Annotated in this window: 16 protein-coding genes and 1 riboswitch; of the genes, 9 read left to right on the top strand and 7 right to left on the bottom strand. The window is 68.2% G+C overall.

Annotated features, from left to right (window positions below):
- Positions 1–8 precede the first annotated feature (8 nt).
- Together OY559_RS04245 and OY559_RS04240 are read right to left on the bottom strand one after the other, a co-directional pair.
- The gene (locus OY559_RS04245) at positions 9–971 is read right to left on the bottom strand and encodes a hypothetical protein (RefSeq protein ID WP_277728863.1); all 963 of its coding nucleotides are present in this window, start codon (positions 969–971) and stop codon (positions 9–11) included.
- On the bottom strand, positions 968–4,534 hold the full coding sequence (locus tag OY559_RS04240) for a hybrid sensor histidine kinase/response regulator (RefSeq protein WP_277728862.1): 3,567 nt from the start codon (positions 4,532–4,534) through the stop codon (positions 968–970). The genes OY559_RS04245 and OY559_RS04240 overlap by 4 nt, the downstream gene beginning before the upstream one ends.
- Positions 4,535–4,645: 111 nt before the next feature.
- Here OY559_RS04240 and OY559_RS04235 point away from each other — a divergent pair, with 111 nt between their 5' ends.
- The 3 genes from OY559_RS04235 to OY559_RS04225 are packed head-to-tail and all read left to right on the top strand — an operon-like array spanning position 4,646 to position 6,466.
- Complete coding sequence (locus OY559_RS04235; protein ID WP_277728861.1) at positions 4,646–5,314, top strand: YceI family protein; 669 nt, start codon at positions 4,646–4,648, stop codon at positions 5,312–5,314.
- On the top strand, positions 5,311–5,919 hold the full coding sequence (locus OY559_RS04230; RefSeq protein ID WP_277728860.1) for a cytochrome b: 609 nt from the start codon (positions 5,311–5,313) through the stop codon (positions 5,917–5,919). The genes OY559_RS04235 and OY559_RS04230 overlap by 4 nt, the downstream gene beginning before the upstream one ends.
- Positions 5,906–6,466, top strand: coding sequence for a YceI family protein (locus OY559_RS04225; protein ID WP_277728859.1), 561 nt, complete (start codon positions 5,906–5,908; stop codon positions 6,464–6,466). The genes OY559_RS04230 and OY559_RS04225 overlap by 14 nt, the downstream gene beginning before the upstream one ends.
- Before the next feature lie 12 nt (positions 6,467–6,478).
- Here OY559_RS04225 and OY559_RS04220 read toward each other — a convergent pair whose 3' ends face one another.
- Positions 6,479–6,958, bottom strand: a complete 480-nt coding sequence (locus OY559_RS04220; RefSeq protein WP_277728858.1) for a hypothetical protein — start codon at positions 6,956–6,958, stop codon at positions 6,479–6,481.
- Complete coding sequence (locus OY559_RS04215; RefSeq protein ID WP_192200334.1) at positions 6,946–7,170, bottom strand: glutaredoxin family protein; 225 nt, start codon at positions 7,168–7,170, stop codon at positions 6,946–6,948. Before OY559_RS04215 ends, OY559_RS04220 begins: the two co-directional genes overlap by 13 nt.
- A 72-nt stretch (positions 7,171–7,242) precedes the next feature.
- Here OY559_RS04215 and OY559_RS04210 point away from each other — a divergent pair, with 72 nt between their 5' ends.
- From OY559_RS04210 to OY559_RS04195, 4 genes are all read left to right on the top strand, one after another.
- Positions 7,243–8,625 (top strand): L-serine ammonia-lyase, encoded by a 1,383-nt coding sequence (locus tag OY559_RS04210; protein ID WP_277728857.1) that lies wholly within the window; start codon positions 7,243–7,245, stop codon positions 8,623–8,625.
- A gap of 10 nt (positions 8,626–8,635) precedes the next feature.
- Positions 8,636–8,977, top strand: coding sequence for a nucleoside triphosphate pyrophosphohydrolase family protein (locus OY559_RS04205; RefSeq protein ID WP_277728856.1), 342 nt, complete (start codon positions 8,636–8,638; stop codon positions 8,975–8,977).
- A gap of 692 nt (positions 8,978–9,669) precedes the next feature.
- Positions 9,670–12,777 (top strand): ligand-binding sensor domain-containing diguanylate cyclase, encoded by a 3,108-nt coding sequence (locus OY559_RS04200; RefSeq protein WP_277728855.1) that lies wholly within the window; start codon positions 9,670–9,672, stop codon positions 12,775–12,777.
- A gap of 55 nt (positions 12,778–12,832) precedes the next feature.
- Complete coding sequence (locus tag OY559_RS04195; RefSeq protein WP_277728854.1) at positions 12,833–13,840, top strand: alpha/beta fold hydrolase; 1,008 nt, start codon at positions 12,833–12,835, stop codon at positions 13,838–13,840.
- Between the two features lie 23 nt (positions 13,841–13,863).
- Here OY559_RS04195 and OY559_RS04190 read toward each other — a convergent pair whose 3' ends face one another.
- From OY559_RS04190 to OY559_RS04180, 3 genes are read right to left on the bottom strand one after another with little or no spacing between them, the layout of a single operon-like run.
- Positions 13,864–14,940 carry a homoserine dehydrogenase family protein gene (locus tag OY559_RS04190; protein ID WP_277728853.1) on the bottom strand — a complete coding sequence of 359 codons (1,077 nt, stop codon included), beginning with the start codon at positions 14,938–14,940 and terminating at the stop codon, positions 13,864–13,866.
- On the bottom strand, positions 14,937–16,160 hold the full coding sequence (locus tag OY559_RS04185) for an O-succinylhomoserine (thiol)-lyase (RefSeq protein ID WP_277728852.1): 1,224 nt from the start codon (positions 16,158–16,160) through the stop codon (positions 14,937–14,939). The genes OY559_RS04190 and OY559_RS04185 overlap by 4 nt, the downstream gene beginning before the upstream one ends.
- The gene (locus OY559_RS04180) at positions 16,157–17,203 is read right to left on the bottom strand and encodes a homoserine O-succinyltransferase MetX (RefSeq protein ID WP_277728851.1); all 1,047 of its coding nucleotides are present in this window, start codon (positions 17,201–17,203) and stop codon (positions 16,157–16,159) included. Before OY559_RS04180 ends, OY559_RS04185 begins: the two co-directional genes overlap by 4 nt.
- A gap of 91 nt (positions 17,204–17,294) precedes the next feature.
- Positions 17,295–17,411: riboswitch (SAM riboswitch) on the bottom strand.
- Positions 17,412–17,524: 113 nt separating this feature from the next.
- Between OY559_RS04180 and OY559_RS04175 the strand changes: the two genes are divergently transcribed.
- Both OY559_RS04175 and OY559_RS04170 read left to right on the top strand, forming a co-directional pair.
- A complete protein-coding gene (locus OY559_RS04175; RefSeq protein ID WP_277728850.1) occupies positions 17,525–18,616 on the top strand; it encodes an NHL repeat-containing protein in 1,092 nt (363 codons plus the stop codon).
- On the top strand, positions 18,613–19,539 hold the full coding sequence (locus OY559_RS04170; protein ID WP_277728849.1) for a M23 family metallopeptidase: 927 nt from the start codon (positions 18,613–18,615) through the stop codon (positions 19,537–19,539). Before OY559_RS04175 ends, OY559_RS04170 begins: the two co-directional genes overlap by 4 nt.
- The last annotated feature ends 42 nt before the right edge of the window (positions 19,540–19,581 follow it).

Below are 19,581 nucleotides of genomic sequence, written 5' to 3'. Positions count from 1 at the left end.
GCGCAGGATCACCCCACGCCCGTGCGGCGTCCGCGCAACCGTGGCGTGGTGCCGTCCGAGCGTTCCGGCGGCAAGCGGTATTCGAAGCGGATTTCGCGCATGCCGTCCGGCACGGCGATCTCCATCATCTCAGGCGACACGCACCGGCCGCGCAACACGTCGCGGATCGATTGGGCCTCGCTTCGCAGCCGCACCACGTCCTGCTCCCGTGCGATCACCGACGGGCGGAGATAGACGGTTTCGTCGGCGATCCACATTTCGTCTTCGCGCCCGTCGTTCGTGCTGGCCATCACCGCTTCCGGTTGCACACCGTCCGCCGGCAGCGGACTGACCTGCAGGACCTGCCGGCAGCGCCCGGTGTTCAGCACGCGCACTTGCGTGGCGAAGCCGGCAAGGAAGGCCTCCGCCTGCCGCTGCACATCCTCGTCGGAAGCATTGTCGGCCTCCACGCTGTAGCGGATCTTGATGAAGTACAGGTCGCGCACAGTCATCGCGAGCGCGGACCGGTACCGCTTCTCGCGCATCGGGATCTCCATCGCGAACGAACGTGCCTTGACGGCCAGGTCGCCCAGCATGCCCTCGCCTGCCACTGGCTGCGTGGGGAGCGTCCGCGCGTCGCCCAGACGTACGTCGCCGGCGTTGCGTTCGCGCGCGATCTGTACGATTTCGTCGACGCTCTGATTGAACACGCGCTCGAATGCCGGATCGAACATCACGCCAGCCGGATACAGGTACAGATCCATCCAGCGATCCGGCTTGCGGGTGTCCTGGTAGCGCACCGACACGCCCAGCTCCTGCTGTTCGTAGCGCTTTTCGCCGACCGCCTCCCAATCGCCCACGCGCAGCGGGTACAGCGCGCGACTGTCCGTGATGTAGTCGCCCAGCAACGGGGGCTGCGGTGTTTCGGCAGCCGCAGCGCCGGCCAGCGCCAGTACCAGGAGCACGCCGATCACCGATTTCACGATCTTCAAGAGGCTTCTCCCTGTTCCGTCCCGTCGCTGCGTTCGAGGAGCGATGCGATCGCCGTGGCCAGCATGTCGCCCGTCACCGGCTTGCGGATGAAGTCGTCGAAGCCGGCCTGCCGCGCGAGCGGCTCTGCCTCCGCATCCGTGCGCGCGGTCAGCGCGATCAACGGCATGGTCACGCCGCGCAACCGCAACTGCTGCGCCAGCGCCATGCCATCCAGCCCGGGCAGGTCCAGATCGAGGAACGCCAGGTCGAAGGCGGTACCTGCCACCTCGGTCAACGCCGCCAGTCCGTGCGGGGCATGCAGCACGCGATGGCCGCGTGCGCGCAGCAACCCGGCCACCACGTCCGCCACTGTCGTGTCATCCTCGACCAGCAGGATGTCCAGCGGCCTCACCTGCGCCGGCGCACCCACGGCCGGCGCGGGCGCCTGCACGGGTTCGCCCGCGCTTGCATTCAATGCGGGCAGATCGACGAAGAAGCGCGTGCCCTTGCCGGGTGCGCTCTCCAGTTCGATGCGTCCCCCCATCGCCACCGCCAGTTCCTGGCAGATCGCCAGGCCCAGCCCGCTGCCGCCGTAGCGCGATGTGGTCTGCGCACCCTCTGCCTGCTCGAAACGACGGAAAAGCCGCATCTGCTGCTCGGCGTTGATGCCCGGCCCGGTATCGCCCACCGTCAGGCGCACGCCCTGCGGCGCCAGCGGCAGCGCGTGCAGCGATACATGGCCCGCCTCGGTGAACTTGATCGCGTTCCCCAGCAGGTTCAACAGGATCTGCCGCAATCGCAGCGGATCCCCGCGGACCACGCGCGGGACGCCTGCCGCGATGCCGTGATGGAAGGCGAGCCCGCGCTTGCCCGCCACCGGACCCATCAGCGCACCGACGTCGCCGATCAGCACATGCAGGTCGAATTCGACCTGCTGCAGTTCCAGCTTGCCTGCCTCGATCTTCGCCAGGTCCAGCGCATCGTTGACCAGCCGCAGGAGATGCGTGCCCGCACGCTGGATGGCATTCGTGTAGCCCTGCTGGCGCTCGTCCAGCGGCGTGGCCTGCAACAGCTCGGTCATGCCCAGCACGCCGGTCATGGGCGTGCGGATCTCATGACCCAGCGTGGCCAGGAAACGCGTCTTCGCCAGCGAGGCCTGCTCGGCCACTTCGCGCTTGTGCTCGGCCAGCTGCCACGCACTCCGGCGACGCACCCGCCTGCGATATGCCGCACCGGCCGCCAGCAGCAACAGCAGGCCGATGACGGCGAACAGCACCATCCCCCAGGTGCTGCGCCACCACGGCGGCAGCACATGCACCGGCAGCACGAGCTCCTCCGATGCGTTGCCGGCGGCGTCGAACGCCTGTACCCGCAGGCGGTAGCGGCCCGGCGTCAGCGTCGAGAACACGCGCTCGCCGCTGGAGCCCTGGTCCGTCCAGCCGCTGTCGAATCCCTCCAGCAGGGAGCGATACCGGTTGCCCAGCGGATTCTCGTAGCTCAGCAGGCGGGTACCTACCAGCAGTTCGTGGTCCTCCGGGCGCAGTTCCAGCGACGCCATCGGTGGCAGGTGCAATACCGTGTCGCCTCGACTCACCTGCAGGCTGTCCAGCACCAGGTTGGGCGTTATCGGCCGCGGGTCGGGCAGATGCGTGTCGAGCAACGCCACCGAGCCGTCCGCGGCGGTCGTGGCGAGCAGGCCGTCGGTGGTCATCAAGATGCCGCGGTCGTTCAACTCCTGGCTCAGCAGGCCTTCGCGCACACCGAAGTTGCGCAGCAATGCGCGCGAACCACGCAGGTTGGGGTCGATGCGGAACAGGCCACGACGCGTCCCCAACCACACGCGACGCTGCGGATCCACGGCGAGACCCGTGGACTCGACCGCCGGCAATCCTTCCGCCGCGCCGATCCGCCGTTCGCGCACCCAGCCATCCGCATCGCGGCGCCATGCCTCCACCCCCGACATGCGATGCAGCCAGAGCCGGTCACCGTGCTCGAACGCGAACGCATACACACGCTCGCTGCCCAGCGCAGGCACGGCGACGAAACGGGCAGCGGCGGCATCCCAGTGCAGCATGCCTTCCGCACCTCCCAGCCACACACGGCCACTCGGTGCGACCGCGATCCCCTCGATGTCGGGAAGACTGCCGCTTCCGCCCTCTTCCTTGCGTATCGTCCTCAATACCCGCCCGCTGACGGCATCGCGCTGCTGCACGCTGCCCATCTGCGTGACCAGCCACACCGTGTCGTCCTTTGCCTCGACCAGCCAGTCGATGGACGTCCTGTCAGGTACGGCGTCGCCCCCTTCGTGCGCCCACTGCATCATCGCGCCGGTATGCGGATCGGTGCGGATCAGGCCATTGCGATGGCCGATCCACACCTGCCCACGCCGGTCCTGCAGCACCGAAGTAAGTCGCAGTTCGGCCAGCAGAGCGGCATGGTGCGGCATCGGCGTGACATGACCACGACGCGTATCCAGACGCTCCAGCTTGCCCGTGCTGCTGGCCATCCAGAGACCGTCGGCGCCCGCCTGCGACAGGCCGCGATAAAGCCCGCCGCCGAGCCCCTGCGCCGGCGAGAATGCGGCGATGCGCCTCCAGTCCGAGCGGAGATAGGCCAGGCCGCGTGTCGGTACCGGCACCCACAGGCCGCCGTCCGGCAACGCGATGACCGCCTGCAGCACGCGACCGATGCCCACGCTCTGCGCGTCGTAGTTCACCGGTGCCGGCGCGCGGTCGCCCTCGGTCCGCCACAGGCCGCCCTGGCTGGCCAGCCAGTATTCGCCCTGGCCATCACTGGCCATCGCGATCAGCGCATTGGGGCGCGCGAACATCGGCGACCAGGGCGGCGACACCCAGCGGCCCTCCGGCAACCAGCGATGCACGCCATCGGACGCACCCACCCATATCGCGCCCGCATCTGCGCTCACCGAATAGATGATCTGCGCGCCGCCGCCGGGCAGTGCCAGCCGCTGCACGCGCTGGCCGTCATAGCGCGCCAGGCCGCCCATGGTGCCGATCCACAGCGCGCCCCTGGCGTCGAAGGCCAGCGACAGCACGCTGTCCGACGGCAGGCCGTCGGCACTTCCTGCTTCCGCGGTGAACCGGGTGATGCCTCCGTCGGCCGACAGCCTGTGCAGTCCTCCGCCGAACGTGCCGAACCAGATGTCGCGGCCACGGCTGGCGATCGCGAACACATCGTCGCTGCCCATCTGCGGATGGGTGGCCTGGCGGTAGTGCCGGAAACCCTTGCGGTCGTTCCCCATCACGCTCAGGCCGCCGTTCTCCGTCGCCACCCAGACCCGGTCGGCGGCATCGATATGCAGCGCCTGCACCACGTTGCCGGGCAACGACGCCGGGTCGGCAGGATCGTGGCGCCACACCTTGAACCCCACGCCGTCGTAGCGGGCCAGGCCATCCCACGTAGCCACCCACAGATAACCGGCACCGTCACGCGCGAGCGCAGGAATGGTCGTGGAAGGCAGGCCGTCACCCGCCCCGAGCAGGCGGAAGCGCGGAATCTCGGGCACGGTCGCCGGCGCGGACGCGCACAACAGACACAGCAGCAACAGCCACCACGCACGCATCACCATTCCTGCCCGCCCTCGTTCCCTGATCGCCCCTCGGGCATCGTCGCAACGGACCGTTGCACGCGCAAGCGGGTTATCTTCATGGGCCGGCCCCTAGAATCCGTTCCCATGCCCGGATTGTCCTCCCGCTGCCTGTTGTTGCGCGTCCTCTGCCTGGCAGCCTTGTTGCCGGTGACCGCGTCCGCGCGAGACGCGCTGGCCGAGTACCGGTTGGACCCGGTGCACACGCGGGTGATGTTCGCCATCAGCCACGCGGGTTTCTCCAACGCCATCGGGACCGTCTCGGGCAGCACCGGCACGCTCGCTTTCGATCCCGATGACTGGACCCGCGCGCGTGTCGACGTACGCGTGCCGCTGGCGCGCGTGGACCTGGGCGACGCGGACTGGAACAAGGCCACGCTGGCGAAATCGCTGCTGGATGCCGAAGGCCACCCCGAAGCGCACTTCGTATCCACGCGCGTGGAACCCATCGACGCGACACATGCGCGGGCGCACGGGGAGCTGACCTTGCGTGGCGTCACGCGCGACGTCGTCCTCGATGTCGTGCTGAACGCCGCCAAGCGCCATCCGATGCCACCGTTCCGCCGCACGGTGGGGTTTTCCGCCACCACGACGATCAGCCGCGCCGATTTCGGCATCACGGCCTGGAAGTCGGTGATCGGCGACCAGGTGGACCTTCGCATCGAAGCCGAAGCCACGCATGACGGCAAGGCCGACGACCGCGACACCCTGCCTCCCCCGCCACCGCCACCGCCACCGCCGGAGCCGACGCCATGACCCTCAAGAACACCGACGAACGCTGGGGCGCGATCAGCCAACTGTTCCACTGGCTCATCGTGGTGCTGATCCTGGCGATGGCCTACCTCGGCCTGACCATGGGCGACCTGCCCAACGGGCCGCGCAAGATCGACATCTACGCGCTGCACAAGTCCATCGGACTGACCATCCTCGCCCTGGTCGCACTGCGCGTGCTGTGGCGGCTCTACGCAGGAGCGCCCGCACCGGTACCGGGCACGCCCACATGGCAGCAGCGCATCGCCTCCATCACCCACGTCCTGCTGTATGCGTTGCTGTTCGCGATTCCCCTGTCGGGCTGGGTGCTGAACTCGTCCGCCGGCTATCCGCTGCAGTGGTTCAAGCTGTTCAACCTGCCGGCCATCACCGGCCGCGATGATGGCGTGCACGAGGCTGCCGAAGGCGCACACGAGTTGCTGTTCTGGGTGCTCGTTGTACTGGTGCTCGCCCACGCCGCGGCCGCGCTCTACCACCATCTGTTCCAGGGCGATGCCACGCTGACGCGCATGCTGCCGGGGCGCCGCAAGGCCGTCGCTTCCGCTTCCCCTTCCCCCACACCGCAGGATTCTCCCGATGAAACCGTCTGACCGCGCGCGCCTGGCGCTCGCTTCCCTGTTGCTGGCCACCGCGCCGGCCATGGCCGCCGACTATGTACAGGCGCCCGGCTCCACGCTGGTCTTCGCCAGCAACTACCAGGGCGAAACCTTCACCGGCAAGTTCGGCGGCTTCACCACCACGATGAGTTTCGATCCTGCGCAGCTCGCGGCCAGCAAGCTCGATGTCGCCATCCAGCTTGCAGGCACGCAGACCGGCAACAAGGATCGCGACGACACGCTGGTGTCATCCGACTTCTTCAATGTGGGCACGTTCGCGCAGGCGCGCTACACGGCGACCAGGTTCCGTTCGCTGGGCGGCAACCAGTACGCCGCCGACGGCACGCTGTCGCTGCGTGGCGTGAGCAAGCCCGTCACGCTGACCTTCACCTGGACGCCCGGCGCGCAGCCCGTGCTGACCGGCAGGGCCAGCGTGAAGCGCCTGGACTTCGGCATCGGCGGCGGCGAGTGGGCCGATACCTCGACCATCCCGAACGACGTGGCCATCAGCACGAAAGTGGTGTTCAAACCCAAGCCCTGAGGCCCGGCATCGTCAGCTGGCCGGCACCGGAGGAATTCCGAAACACCCGCGCCTGCCCGCTTCGTCCGTGAGGCAGGCGCGATGTGCGCCCTCCGCGGCCGCAGTGCCGGGACGGATGACGAGGCCGAACACCTCGCCTGCCCGCGTCAGCAGGACGGCTTCCCAGATGGTGTCGTTGCCGCCCAGTTGCAGAAACACCTGCTGGTCATCGTTGGCGGCCTGCAAGGAAGCACCGGCGGCATCGCGCAGCATGCGGCGCAGATTGCGCAGGTCCAGGTCGGCGGGCGCGCTGGTCACTGCCTTCAGCAGCACGATGCGATCGATGGCATCCACCGGCAGCACTTGCGAGAGCGTCCGGCCTTGCCACGCAAAAGCCCCGGCACGGCCCGGGCCCGTCTTTGCCAGGTCCACGTCCGTCGCCGCGGCGCTGCCGGACGCGATGCCCAGCAAGGCAAGCCAATGCGACCAGGCGCGCATGTTCACGGCAGCCATGCCTTCACGCGGTCCGCACTGAACGGCCAATCCAGCTCCGCCCCGGTCGCGTCATCGCGCAGCACCGGCACCCGTGCGCCGTAACGCGCTTCCAGCACATCGTCATGATCGATGAACACGCTTTCGAACGCCGGCGCCCGTGAAGCGGCCAGCACGTCCAGCGCCAGGTCGCAAAGGTGGCAATCGTCACGCTGGTAAAGGATCAGGGGCATCGGCGTCCTCGTTCCGGCAATCTGTTGCGACGCGGGAAAGGTTGTCCGCGCCGACGGCATAGAATACGCGGCATGGCAGTCAGCACGTTCGACCTCTTCAAGATCGGCATCGGTCCCAGTTCTTCCCACACGGTCGGCCCCATGCGGGCCGCTGCGCGTTTTGTCGCCCGCTGGCTGGAGGAACCCGGCCGACTGCACGACGTGGCGCGGATACGTGCGGAAGTGTTCGGCTCACTGGCCCTGACCGGCCGCGGCCACGGCACCGACAAGGCCGTGCTGATGGGGCTGGAAGGCCACTACCCGAACGAGATCGACCCGGACATCATCCCGCCGGCCCTGGAGCGCATCCGCAAGGACAAGCGCCTGCTGCTGGGCGGCACCCACGCGGTCGCCTTCGACGAGAAACGCGACCTGCTGATGAACAAGCGGCAGAAGCTGCCCTACCACACCAACGGCATGCGCTTCACCGCGTACGACGCGCAGGATGAGGTGATCGCCACGCGCGACTACTACTCGGTCGGTGGCGGTTTCGTGGTCAACCAGGACGACGCCGCGGTGGACCGCATCGTCGCCGACGAGACGCCGCTGCCCTACCCGTTCAGGAGCGGCGACGAACTGCTCGCGCAGTGCCAGCGCAGCGGATTGAGCATCGCCGCACTGATGTTCGAGAACGAGAAGGCCTGGCGCAGCGAGGACGAGATCCGCGACAACCTGCGCGCGATCTGGAACGCGATGCAGTCGTGCATGGCGCGCGGTATCCGCGAGGAAGGCACCCTGCCCGGTGGCCTGCACGTCTCACGCCGCGCACCTGCGCTGCACCGGGAGCTGTCCAGCAAGCCCGAAGCCGCCATGCGCGATCCGCTGACGGTGCTGGACTGGGTCAACCTGTACGCGCTGGCGGTGAACGAGGAGAACGCCGCCGGTGGCCGCGTGGTCACCGCGCCCACCAACGGCGCGGCCGGCATCATCCCGGCGGTGCTGCACTACTACGACCGCTTCTGTCCCGGCAACAGCGAGCAGCGGGTGTTCGACTTCCTGCTCACAGCCGCGGCCATCGGCATCCTCTACAAGGAGAACGCCAGCATCAGCGGCGCCGAAGTGGGCTGCCAGGGCGAGGTGGGCGTGGCGTGTTCGATGGCGGCTGGCGGGCTGGTCGCGGCGCTGGGCGGCACGCCGAGCCAGATCGAGAATGCGGCCGAGATCGGCATGGAACACAATCTGGGCCTGACCTGCGACCCGATCGGCGGTCTGGTGCAGATCCCGTGCATCGAGCGCAACGCGATGGGCGCGGTGAAGGCCATCAACGCCAGCCGCATGGCCATGCGTGGCGACGGCAAGCACAAGGTATCGCTGGACAAGGTCATCAAGACCATGCGCGACACCGGCCGCGACATGCAGGACAAGTACAAGGAAACCAGCCGCGGCGGGTTGGCGGTGAATGTGATCGAGTGTTAGGCGGCATGACATGAGTCTTCACGACCTTGAAAAGCTGGCATTGCGTCTGAACGAGCTGTATGAGCAGCTTGAGATCGAACGTTATGGCCGCGTCTGGACCACGGAGGAACTCGCACTCGGGTTTGTCGGAGATGTAGGGGATCTGGCCAAGCTGATCCAGGCAAATGCCGGCATCAGGCATATCGATGACTGCAGAGCCAAGCTTGGCCATGAGTTGTCGGACTGCTTATGGTCAATCATTGTTCTGGCGCACAAGTGCGGCATTGACTTGCAGGCCGAATTCGTAAGGAACACGACCGAACTGACCGAACATGTCTCCCGCGAATTGGGCGCCGACACAGGTGCCGCCTGACAGGTTCGCCCAAGCCTGACCCTCTTTTTCGGCAGGCTTGATTCTGGTCGGGACTTCGATGGCCACCAGACCCGTGTGATGAATCGGCACCGCCTCTCACGACCGCGGCTATCCGATCCCCCGTCAGGGTGCGCGGAGTGAGCGAGGTGTGCCCACCTGCTGCGGCGTCGATATACCTGCCAGCCTAGGTACGCGAAGCAGCGTAGCCCGGGTAAGCGAAGCGCGCCCGGGGTCCGACACGCCAGCGTACTTCCCGGGTGCAGCCTTCGGCCTTAGCCGGGCTATGCGGCTGCGACAGTCCTTCAAGTAGTCGCCCCGACATCCCGTTCGTGGTGAGCTTGTCGAACCACGCTTTTCACGGCAGAGCGGGGCTGGCTTGACCTGACGACAGCCCGCAAAGAGCGTGGTTCGACGGGCTCACCACGAACGGGATTCAGCCAGCGCAGCCTGGGCAAGCGCAGCGCACCCGGGATCCGACACGCCGGCGCATTTCCCGGTTGCGGCCCTTGGCCGTACCCGGGCTACGCGGCCTCCGCCAGGTTGGCCACGAAGCTGCGTCATCCGCGCCCTCACGACCACGTTACGGCGACACGTCAGTCCAGGCCCTCGACCCTTTAGGCCCGCAGAACCGCGCCGATACCGTTCTTGGTAAACAGACTTACCGGAGAGCTGCCCTGTCCAGTCCCACGGACATGGCCCGCCGCGCCCGTCCTTCCTGGCGGTGCCGGTTGGCCGCCTGGTGCCTGCCCCTGCTGGGCGGGATGGCGGCGTTTTGCCCGTCGGCGCAGGCGCTCGACCCCTCCAAGTCGTTCCATCACTACGTGCGCAATCACTGGGCCCTGGAACAGGGCCTGCCCCAGCTGAGCGTCCTGGCCATCGCCCAGGACCGGCCGGGCTACCTCTGGTTCGGCACCCAGGCCGGGCTCAGCCGCTTCGATGGAGTGCGTTTCACCAACTTCGACCTGGACAACACGCCGGGCCTGCCCAGCACGTGGATAGAGGCGCTGCATACCGACGACGCAGGACGCCTGTGGATCGGCACGCCGCAAGGCCTGGCGATGCGCGAAGGCAACCAGGTCACGACACTGGCCCTCGCCGGCGGCGAAGTGCCTGGCGTGGTGGACGTGAACGCGCTGGCGCGCGACGCCCGCGGAAGGCTGCTGGTGGCCTCCAACCGGGGCGTGATGGTGGTCGTTGGTCGCCACCTGCAGACCCTCCACCGGATCGAGGACGGCGGTGCACTGGCCCTTCATGTCGATGCTGACGGGACGCTCTGGGTCGGTGGCCGCGGGCGGGTGCATGTCTTCGACGACGCAGGCGAACGCACGCTGACGTTGCCCGGCCACGTCTCCGCGGACGCGATCACCTCGCTGGCGCGCCACGATGGGCGGCTCTGGGCCGGATGCGGTGCCGGCCTGTTCGTGTTCGATGGCCGCCACTGGCAGCGGCACGGCGACGTCGCGCCTGTGAGCGGTGGTGTGCAGGCGCTGCACGAGGACCGCGACGGCATCCTGTGGGCGAGCACGCGCGACACGCTCTACCGCTTTCGCCAGAGCCGACTGCTGGAACGGATCCGCGCCGAAGGTCCGCTGGCGGAGATCCGCGCGCTCTACGAAGACCGCGAATCGAACCTGTGGCTGGGCAGCAACAACGAAGGTGTCAGCCGCGCCTGGAATGGCTGGACACGCCGCTACAGCCGCGCTGAAGGCCTCGCCCAACCGCTGCTCTGGTCGGCCGCGCGCGCGCCTGATGGCCGGACATGGGTCGGCAGCGACGATGGCGTGAGCGTGCTGGAGAAGGGGCGCTTCCGCACGCTGATACCGGGACGCGCACTGCCGCATCCCGCCGCCTACAGCCTGTTGCCCGAGAACGGCCAGACGTGGATCGGCACGCGCAACGGCGCCGCGCTCCATCGCGACGGACGCGTGCAGCGCCCGCACGTACTGGCGGCGATGGATACCGCACAGGTGAACGGCATCGTGCGGGACCGGAGCGGACGGTTGTGGTTCGCCACCAGCACCGGGCTGTACCGCTGGGATGGCGGAGACCGCCTGCGTCGCTACGCCGAACAGGCCGGCCTGCGCGACATCCGCGTCCGCGTATTGCTGGAAACCCGGGATGGCCGCCTGCTGGTCGGCACCCAGAGCGGCCTGTACGAATTCGTCGACGAACATCTCGTCGCGATTCCGTTCGGCGGCACCGGCCTGGATGCGCCGCACGTCGTCGCGCTGCACGAACTCGCCGGCGGCCAATGGCTGGCGGGCACGCTGTCGGAGGAAATGCTGCTGCTGTTCGACGGCCAGCGCTGGACGCGCCTGGACAAGCAGCGTGGCATCCCGGCGAATGCCCCGTTTTTCTTTGGCGAAGATGCCAGCGGATTCCTCTGGGTCGGCGGCCTGCGCGGGATCTATCGGGTCGCCGTCGCGGACCTGCTGGCCGCCACCGAAGATCCCGGCGTGCGCATCAACGCCAGGACACTGCTCAACGAGCGCGGGGACCGCCACGGCGGCCAGAAGGGCGACTGCTGCAACGGCGCCGGCAACAGCCGCGGGTTCCTGGTCGACAACGCACTGTGGCTGCCCACGCGCGACGGCGTGGTGGTGATGGCGACGGACCAGGACCTGGCCAACGCCTACGTCCCGGAATCGGTGATCGAACGCGTGCAGGTCCAGGGCAAGTGGCGCCCGGCGGATCCCGCCGCCGACTGGACGCTGCCCAGCGCGGCGCGCGACCTGCGCTTCGAGTTCACCACCCTCAGCTTCCAGGCCTCGGACCACATCGACATCCGTTATCGCCTGAGAGGCTATGACGAGGACTGGCGGCTGCTGGAAGATCCGCACCAGCGCAGCGCCACCTACACCAACCTGCCCGCAGGCCGGTACGTGTTCGAAGTCATCGGGACCAACAACAGCGGCGTCTCCGGTCGTGCCGCGGCCGCGCAGTCGTTCTCCATCGCCCCGTACTTCTACGAAAGCGTGTGGTTCTACCTGCTGGCCGTCATCGGCCTGGCGATCCTGGTGGTGTTGTCCAACCGCTGGGTGTTGCGACGCCACCACAACAAGCGCGTCGCGCTTGAGCGGCTGGTGCAGCAGCGCACCCGCGACCTGCAGCAGGCCAACCGGCAACTGGAAGCCATCAGCCTCACCGATCCGCTGACCGGGCTGCACAACCGCCGCTACCTGACCCGGCAACTGCCCGCCGACATCGCCTACTACCAGCGCATGCCCGGATTCGCCGCCGGCGTCGACGTGCTGGCTTTCGCACTGCTCGACATCGATCACTTCAAGTCGATCAACGACGGCCATGGCCACCAGGCCGGCGACCACGTGCTGCAGACGGTCGCGCATCGGCTGCGCACGCTGTCGCGCGACGGTGATTACGTGATCCGCTGGGGCGGGGAAGAATTCCTGATGGTATTCAGGCCGATGCCTCGCCACGAGCTGCATGCGCTGGGGCGTCGCATCTGTACCGCCATCGCCGCACAACCGATGGACGTGGGCGACACGCGACTGCAGGTGACGGCCTCGTTGGGCCTGATCGGCTATCCCCCCTTCGCCGCCGTGCCCGACCTTCTGGGCTGGGAACAACTGGTCTCGCTGGCGGATCGCGCGCTGTACGAGGTCAAGGCGAACGGCCGCAACGGCTGGGCACTCTACGAAGCCACGACCTTGCCGCTGCCACCGATCGACCCCGACCTGCTGCGCCGCGATCCCGGCGAACTGGTCCGGTGTGGCAACCTGGCGTTGCGCGGTCCGCATCATCCGATCACGACGCCTCCTGCGCCTTCGCACGACGATTGACGTCGCCTGGAGGGCATCCGCGATACGCTGTCACGCCACGTTGCGGAATCCCTGCATGAAAACTGCTCGCTGGAAGCTGGCCACGCTGGCGATGGCCCTCGCCTCGCTCTCGTCCGCGCATGCCGGACCACTGCCCCGCCACGGCGCACGGCTTGAGGGGTTCGACTACCCGCATCCGGTGCGGACCTTCTCACTCGTGTCGCAGGCACAGTCGCTTGAGATGGCCTATCTCGATGTCGCGACTGCAGCGCCGAACGGCCGTACCGTCGTGCTGCTGCACGGCAAGAACTTCTGCGCCGCCACATGGGAGTCGGCGATCACCGCATTGACGCAGGCGGGCTATCGCGTCGTCGCGCCGGACCAGATCGGCTTCTGCAAGTCGGACAAGCCGCAACGCTACCAGTACTCGTTCGACCAACTGGCTGCCAATACGCATGCGTTGCTGGAACATCTCGGCATCGACCGCGCGGTGATCGTGGGCCATTCGATGGGCGGCATGCTCGCCACGCGCTATGCGCTGCAGTATCCGCAGGCCACGCAGCACCTGCTGCTGGTCAATCCGATCGGGCTGGAGGACTGGAAGGCCAGCGGCGTACCCTGGCGGAGCATCGATGCGTGGTACGCGCGCGAACTGAAGACCTCGTTCGACACCATCCGCGATTACCAGCGCACGGTGTACTACGGCGGCGAGTGGAAGCCGGAGTACGAACACTGGGTACGCATGCTGGGTGGCATGTACGCAGGCGACGGCCGGGACGCGGTGGCATGGAGCCAGGCGCTGACCTCAGACATGGTGTTCAACCAGCCGGTCGTCCACGAATTTCCGCGGATCACCGTACCGACGACCCTCTTCATCGGCCAGAAGGACCGCACCGCCATCGGCAAGGATCTGGCATCGCCCGAACTGGCGAAACGGCTGGGCGACTATCCTGCGCTGGGCAAGCGGGCAGCGGCTGCGATTCCCGGCGCGACGCTGGTCGAGTTCGAGGACCTGGGGCATTCGCCGCAGGTGGAAGCCCCGGCCCGCTTCAACACGGCGTTGCTGGACGCCTTGACGCCTTGAGGCCATGACGCGTCCGGAATGGACTACGCCGCCTGCGAGATCGCCAGCACGTCATCCAGCAGCGCCGCCGCGGTGACGTCCGCCCCGGCGCCCGGACCCTGCACCACCAGCGGCTGTTCGGCGTAGCGGTCGCTGTAGATCGCCACCCGGTTGTCGGTGCCGCCACCGCCGCACAGCGGATGATCGACCGGCAATGCCTGCAGGCCGACGCTGGCACGCTCGGCATCGAAGCGACCGATGAAGCGCAGGCGCGCACCATTCCGGTAGGCGTCCTTGAAACGCGCCGCCAGCGGCGCATCAAGCTGCACCAGTGCGGCGTCCAGGTCGGCCAGCGGCAACGCCGCAAGCTCCGTCGGCACCAGCGAATCAACCCGCACGTCTTCCGCATGCAACGGGAACCCCGCCGCACGCGCCAGGATCATCAGCTTGCGGCGCACGTCCTCGCCGGACAGGTCCAGGCGCGGATCGGGCTCGGTGAAACCGGCCTGCCTTGCCTGGCGAACGAAGCCTGAAAACGCACGCATGCCGTCGTACTGGTTGAACAGCCACGCCAGTGAACCTGACAGCACGCCTTCGACGCGATGGATGCGGTCGCCACCGGCCACCAGCGCGCGCAGGCTGCGCAGCAGCGGCAGTCCCGCGCCGACGGTGGCGGCATCGCCGTAGTGCGCACCGGAATCCGCACGCGCCCGCGCGATGGCTTGCGCGCGCGGGAGCGAGCTGCCACTTCCCAGCTTGTTGGCGGTCACCACGTGCACGCCACGCGACAACCATTCCGCATGCCAGTCCGCCACGCTCTCGCTGGCGGTGGCATCCACCACGATATCGCCGGCACGCAGCGCTTCACCTTCTGCCCAAGGGGGCAGACCGTCCGTACGCGCGGCGGCCTGGTTGGCGTCGTCCAGCGCCTGGCGCACGGACGCGTCGCAGGCCTGCAGGGCACGTGAATTGGCCAGCCATGCCAATGTCGGCACCGGCAATGCACGCTCCTGCAACCGCTGGTAGCGCGCGACGAACGCGCTGCCCACCACACCCGTCCCCAGCAGCGCCAGTTTCGATGCGGAACGCGACACGGTCGCCAGCCGGATGACGCTACTCATGCGTCGGCGAGCCTGCGTTTGGAGTCGGCCACCACGGCTTCCGCGCGCGCCAGCGCGGCACCGATATCGGCCAGCAGGTCGTCCGTGGCCTCGATGCCCACCGACAGGCGCAACAGGCCGTCGGAGATGCCGGCCTTGGCACGCGCTTCCGGCGTCATCGCCGCGTGCGTCATCGTGGCCGGATGCGCGACCAGGCTTTCCACGCCGCCCAGCGATTCGGCCAGGGTGAAGTAGCGCAGGCCTTCGACGAACGCGCGCACGGCCTCTTCGCCACCGTCGAGTTCGACGCTCAGCATCGCGCCGAAGCCTTTCTGCTGGCGCGCGGCCACCGCGTGGCCGGGATGCGACACCAAGCCGGGGAAATAGACCCTGGACACCACCGGATGCCCGTCCAGCAGCGTCGCGATGGCATCGGCATTCTCCTGGTGCACGCGCAGGCGGGCATCCAGCGTGCGCAGGCCGCGCAGGGTCAGGAAGCTGTCGAACGGCGAGCCGGTCAGGCCCAGCGCATTCGCCCACCACACCAGTTGCTGGTGGGTCTCGGCATCGCGCGCCACCACGGCGCCCCCGACCACGTCGCTGTGGCCGTTGATGTACTTGGTGGTGGAATGCAGCACGACGTCGGCGCCGAACGCGATCGGCGTCTGCAGTGCTGGCGACAGGAAGGTATTGTCCACCACGGTGCGCGCGCCGGCCTTGTGCGCAGCGTCGATGACGAAGCGCAGGTCGGTGATGCGCAGCAGCGGATTGGACGGCGTTTCGATCAGCACCAGCTTCGGCGACTGCGCCAGCGCGTCGGCCAGCGAGCGCGGATCGGTCAGGTCGGCGGTGATCAGCTCGAAGTGGCCTTTCTTCGCCAGTGCGTTGAACAGGCGCCAGCTGCCGCCGTACGCGTCATGCGGCACCACCAGGCGATCGCCCGGCTCCAGCAATGCATTCAGCACCAGCGTGATGGCGCCCATGCCGGTAGCGGTGATGACGGCGCCCGCACCGCCTTCCAGCTCAGCCAGCGCTTCGGCCAACAGGTCGCGGGTCGGATTGCCGCTGCGGGTGTAGTCGTACTCGCGCTTCTGCGCGAAGCCGGCGAAGCTGAAGTTGGACGACAGCACGATGGGCGGCGTCACCGCGCCGTAGGCAGTGTCGCGGTCGATGCCGGCGCGCACGGCGGCAGTGGCGGGACGACACGCGGTGTCGGCATCGGTGGGGATGTAGCTGCTCATGCGAGGTCTCCGGCGGCGCGCAGGGCCGAGGTGAGGATGGAATCGATGCGGTCGGTTTCTTTCAGGAAGGCGTCATGGCCGTACGGCGAGCGCAGCACGCGCAGCTGGCCCAGCGTGCCCAGGCCTTCGACCAGCGCCACGGAATCGGACAGCGGCACCAGGCGGTCGCCTTCCACCGCGACTACCAGGGTGGGCACGCGGACGTCGGCGGGGTGGACACGGTGCAGGTCGATGGATTCGGACAGGCGCACGTAGGCGGTGACCGGCGTACGTGCGACGTACTGCGCACCGGCGGCATCCAGGTAGTCTTCGGCGGCCACGCGCACGCGGCCGTTGACGATCTCGGGTGCGCTGTCGAAGCGCTCGCCGAATTCTTCCGGCGTGCGGTAACTCAGCATGGCGAACTGGCGGGCCAGCGACAGGCCCTGCGCGTCGGCGCATTGCAGTTGGCCCAGCGTGACGGCCCGCCGCTGCAGGGCACGCCAGGCGGCCGCATACGGATGGGCGCGGTGGGCACCGCTGACGGCGACCAGCTTCTTCAACCGCTCGGGATGGCGGGCGGCGAACTGCAGGCCGACCAGCGCACCGTAGGAATAGCCGACGAAGGCCTCCAGACGCGCAATGCCCAGTGCGCCCAGCAGCTTGGCGATGGCATCGGCCTGGTCGGCCGAATCGATCGGCGCATCGAGGCGGCCGTCGGCACCGATGAAGTCGAACGCCAGCAGCTGGTACTGCGCGGGATCCAGCGCGCGGCCGGCGCCGACCAGGTCATTCAACCAGCCACTCTCGGGGAATACGTTGCTGGCGGTCAGATGGCGGTGCGCGGAGATGCCGCCAGCGACGAACACCACCGGTGCGCCCACCGGTCCCTGCAGTTCGTAACGCAGCGTCACCGCACGCGTACCGGCGTGGCGCATGGCCAGTTCCACCACCACTTCGCCGCGTACGGCGCGAGGCACGTCGTCCTGCGGCGACGACAGCGGGAGGCCTTCGATCGACGAAGGCTCGGCAAGGCGTTGGAGGGAAGGACTGACGAAGCTCATGGCGGCATCCGGTGGGCGTGATCCCTTGCGGGACGGGACTGCACCACCGAGCTTCGCGGAGCTCGCGTTCGCCGTGCTGAGGACACGGTACGAACCATCTTCCGGCAGACGCAGAGGTCCCCGCAGGATTTGGCACCTACACGGCGCTTGCGCGTCGCTGGCTGCCCCGGCTTCTTCGGGCCTGTCCCTCTGCCGGTCTCGATGGTGAGGCCACTCTGCCGCCGGTTTCCGCCGATGTCAATCGCTTTATTCGGATGAAGCGATGAAATTTGACGTTCGTCTCCCTGCCGGCCGCCACAGCGATAACGCATAATTCACAACATGACCCGGAATTGCCTCCTGGGCGGTCTCTGTGCGGTGCTGCTGGCCGCCTGCTCCACCGCCCCCCTGCACACCTCCACCCCACCCGCACCGCCGCCCAAGACCGCCGCGGACGCCATCATTCCCGAGGCCTGGGTATCCGAGCCGGTGGCCGGCGACGAGTTGGACTCGCTCGTGGCGTGGCCGACCGAGGACGGCCAGGTCTGGCTGATCGCCACAGCCAAGGCCACCCATCACCTTGCCGTCTACGACGCGGACACCGGCCAGCGCCTGCGTACGGTTGGCGCGTCCGGCGACGCGGTGGGCCAGTTCAATCGTCCCAACGGCATCGCGGTGTTCGGCGACCTGTTGTTCGTGGCCGAACGCGACAACCACCGCGTGCAGGCGTTCCGGCTGCCGAAATTCGCGCCGTTGGGCGCCTTCGGTGCCGATGTGCTGCGTGCGCCGTACGGGCTGTGGGTGCACGAAACCGCACCGGGCGAGCTGGAGTTGTTCGTCACCGACAGTTTCATGGCCGATTTCCGCACCATGAAACTGCCTCCGATGGAGGAACTGGTAGGTCGCGTGAAGCGATTCCAGGTGCGCGTCGAGGAAGGGGGCAAGCTGGAGACACGGCTGCTGGGCCAGTTCGGCGATACGGGCGCGGCGGGCGCGCTGCGCATGGTCGAATCGATCGCCGGCGACCCGGCACACGGGCGCCTGCTGATCGCCGAGGAAGACCGGCGCGTCGGCTCCACGCTGCGCGACTACACGCTGGCCGGTCACTACAACGGCCGCAGTCTGAGCACCTTCGACGCCGATGCCGAAGGCATCGCGCTCTGGGCATGCAGCGCGGACGCCGGTTACTGGGTGGCTGTGGACCAGCTGACGCCGACCCGCTTCCGCGTGTTCGACCGCGCCACGCTGGCGCCCCGCGGCGTGTTTTCCGGACAGGTGACGGCCAACACCGACGGCGAGACGGTCTACGCGATGCCGACCTCTCGCTTCCCTGCTGGCGCGCTGTTCGCGTTGCACAACGATGTCGCGCTGGCCGCCTTCGACCTGCGCGACATCGCCCGCGCACTCGACCTGCAGGGCGACTGCCCGCGGTGAACGTACGCGTGCTGGCGGCGGCCTGCGGCATCGCCGTGCTGCTCGGCAGCGTCGGCGAGTTGGATGCCGCGCGCCTGTACCGCTGGAAGGACAAGCAGGGCTACACTCAGTACGGCGACCAGCCCCCACCGCCCGACCAACTGGCCGACAGCAGCGTGGACGTCATGCGGTTCCGCAATCCACCCAGTGCGCTGGTACGCCTGCGGCTGGAGAGGCAGGGACTGCGCTACCAGGCCTGGGCCGACAACCTGATGCATGGGCCGGTGGAAGTGCAGCTCGGCTTCCGTCGCCAACGCGACGTGCGCAGCACGCCCGCGCTGCCGGCCCGCGCCGTGGTGCCCGCGCGCAGCAGCGTGCTGGTGGCCGATATCGCCGTGACGGATCCGCTGCGGGGCGGCGATTTCGAACTGACCCTCGACGGCATGCCCGGCGACCCGACCAGTCGTCCGCAGGACTACGAGTACCGTGTGCCGTTCGACTACGGACGCGTGCGCGTGGACCAGGGGCCGGGCGGCCGGTTCAGCCACAGCGACGTACAGAACCTGCACGCGGTGGATTTCGCGGTTCCCGAGGGCACGCGGATCGTGGCGGCCCGCGAAGGGTTGGTGATGCAGGTGGAATCCGACTTCGAGAAGGCCGGGCTGAACCGCGAGAAGTACGGCGGGCGCGCCAATTTCATCCGCATCCTGCACCCGGACGGCAGCATGGCGCTGTACGCACACCTCAAGGCGGAAGGCGCGCAGGTGCGCGTGGGCCAGTACGTGCGCAAGGGCCAATACATCGGGCTGTCGGGCAATACGGGGTTCTCCACCGCACCGCACCTGCATTTCGTGGTGCAGGCCAACCGCGGCATGCGGCTGGAATCGGTGCCGTTCCGGATGTTCGGTCCCCTGGGGCGGTTGCAGTTCCCGGCCAGCCGTTGAGCCGGCGCCGGCGATCCCTCCCCCGCGCCCCGCTATAATCGC

It is taken from the genome of Pseudoxanthomonas sp. SE1 (genome assembly GCF_029542205.1).
Classification (GTDB): Bacteria; Pseudomonadota; Gammaproteobacteria; order Xanthomonadales; family Xanthomonadaceae; genus Pseudoxanthomonas_A.
Note: the sequence above shows the minus strand (reverse complement) of the source record. Positions and strands in the feature narration are given on the sequence as shown.

Excerpts from the sequence above, each read along its gene's own strand:
- OY559_RS04240 (WP_277728862.1), bottom strand. The coding sequence starts at position 4,534 with ATGCGTGCGTGGTGGCTGTTGCTGCTGTGTCTGTTGTGCGCGTCCGCG.
- OY559_RS04235 (WP_277728861.1), top strand. The coding sequence starts at position 4,646 with ATGCCCGGATTGTCCTCCCGCTGCCTGTTGTTGCGCGTCCTCTGCCTG.
- OY559_RS04230 (WP_277728860.1), top strand. The coding sequence starts at position 5,311 with ATGACCCTCAAGAACACCGACGAACGCTGGGGCGCGATCAGCCAACTG.
- OY559_RS04225 (WP_277728859.1), top strand. The coding sequence starts at position 5,906 with ATGAAACCGTCTGACCGCGCGCGCCTGGCGCTCGCTTCCCTGTTGCTG.
- OY559_RS04220 (WP_277728858.1), bottom strand. The coding sequence starts at position 6,958 with ATGGCTGCCGTGAACATGCGCGCCTGGTCGCATTGGCTTGCCTTGCTG.
- OY559_RS04215 (WP_192200334.1), bottom strand. The coding sequence starts at position 7,170 with ATGCCCCTGATCCTTTACCAGCGTGACGATTGCCACCTTTGCGACCTG.
- OY559_RS04210 (WP_277728857.1), top strand. The coding sequence starts at position 7,243 with ATGGCAGTCAGCACGTTCGACCTCTTCAAGATCGGCATCGGTCCCAGT.
- OY559_RS04205 (WP_277728856.1), top strand. The coding sequence starts at position 8,636 with ATGAGTCTTCACGACCTTGAAAAGCTGGCATTGCGTCTGAACGAGCTG.
- OY559_RS04200 (WP_277728855.1), top strand. The coding sequence starts at position 9,670 with ATGGCCCGCCGCGCCCGTCCTTCCTGGCGGTGCCGGTTGGCCGCCTGG.
- OY559_RS04195 (WP_277728854.1), top strand. The coding sequence starts at position 12,833 with ATGAAAACTGCTCGCTGGAAGCTGGCCACGCTGGCGATGGCCCTCGCC.
- OY559_RS04190 (WP_277728853.1), bottom strand. The coding sequence starts at position 14,940 with ATGAGTAGCGTCATCCGGCTGGCGACCGTGTCGCGTTCCGCATCGAAA.
- OY559_RS04185 (WP_277728852.1), bottom strand. The coding sequence starts at position 16,160 with ATGAGCAGCTACATCCCCACCGATGCCGACACCGCGTGTCGTCCCGCC.
- OY559_RS04180 (WP_277728851.1), bottom strand. The coding sequence starts at position 17,203 with ATGAGCTTCGTCAGTCCTTCCCTCCAACGCCTTGCCGAGCCTTCGTCG.
- OY559_RS04175 (WP_277728850.1), top strand. The coding sequence starts at position 17,525 with ATGACCCGGAATTGCCTCCTGGGCGGTCTCTGTGCGGTGCTGCTGGCC.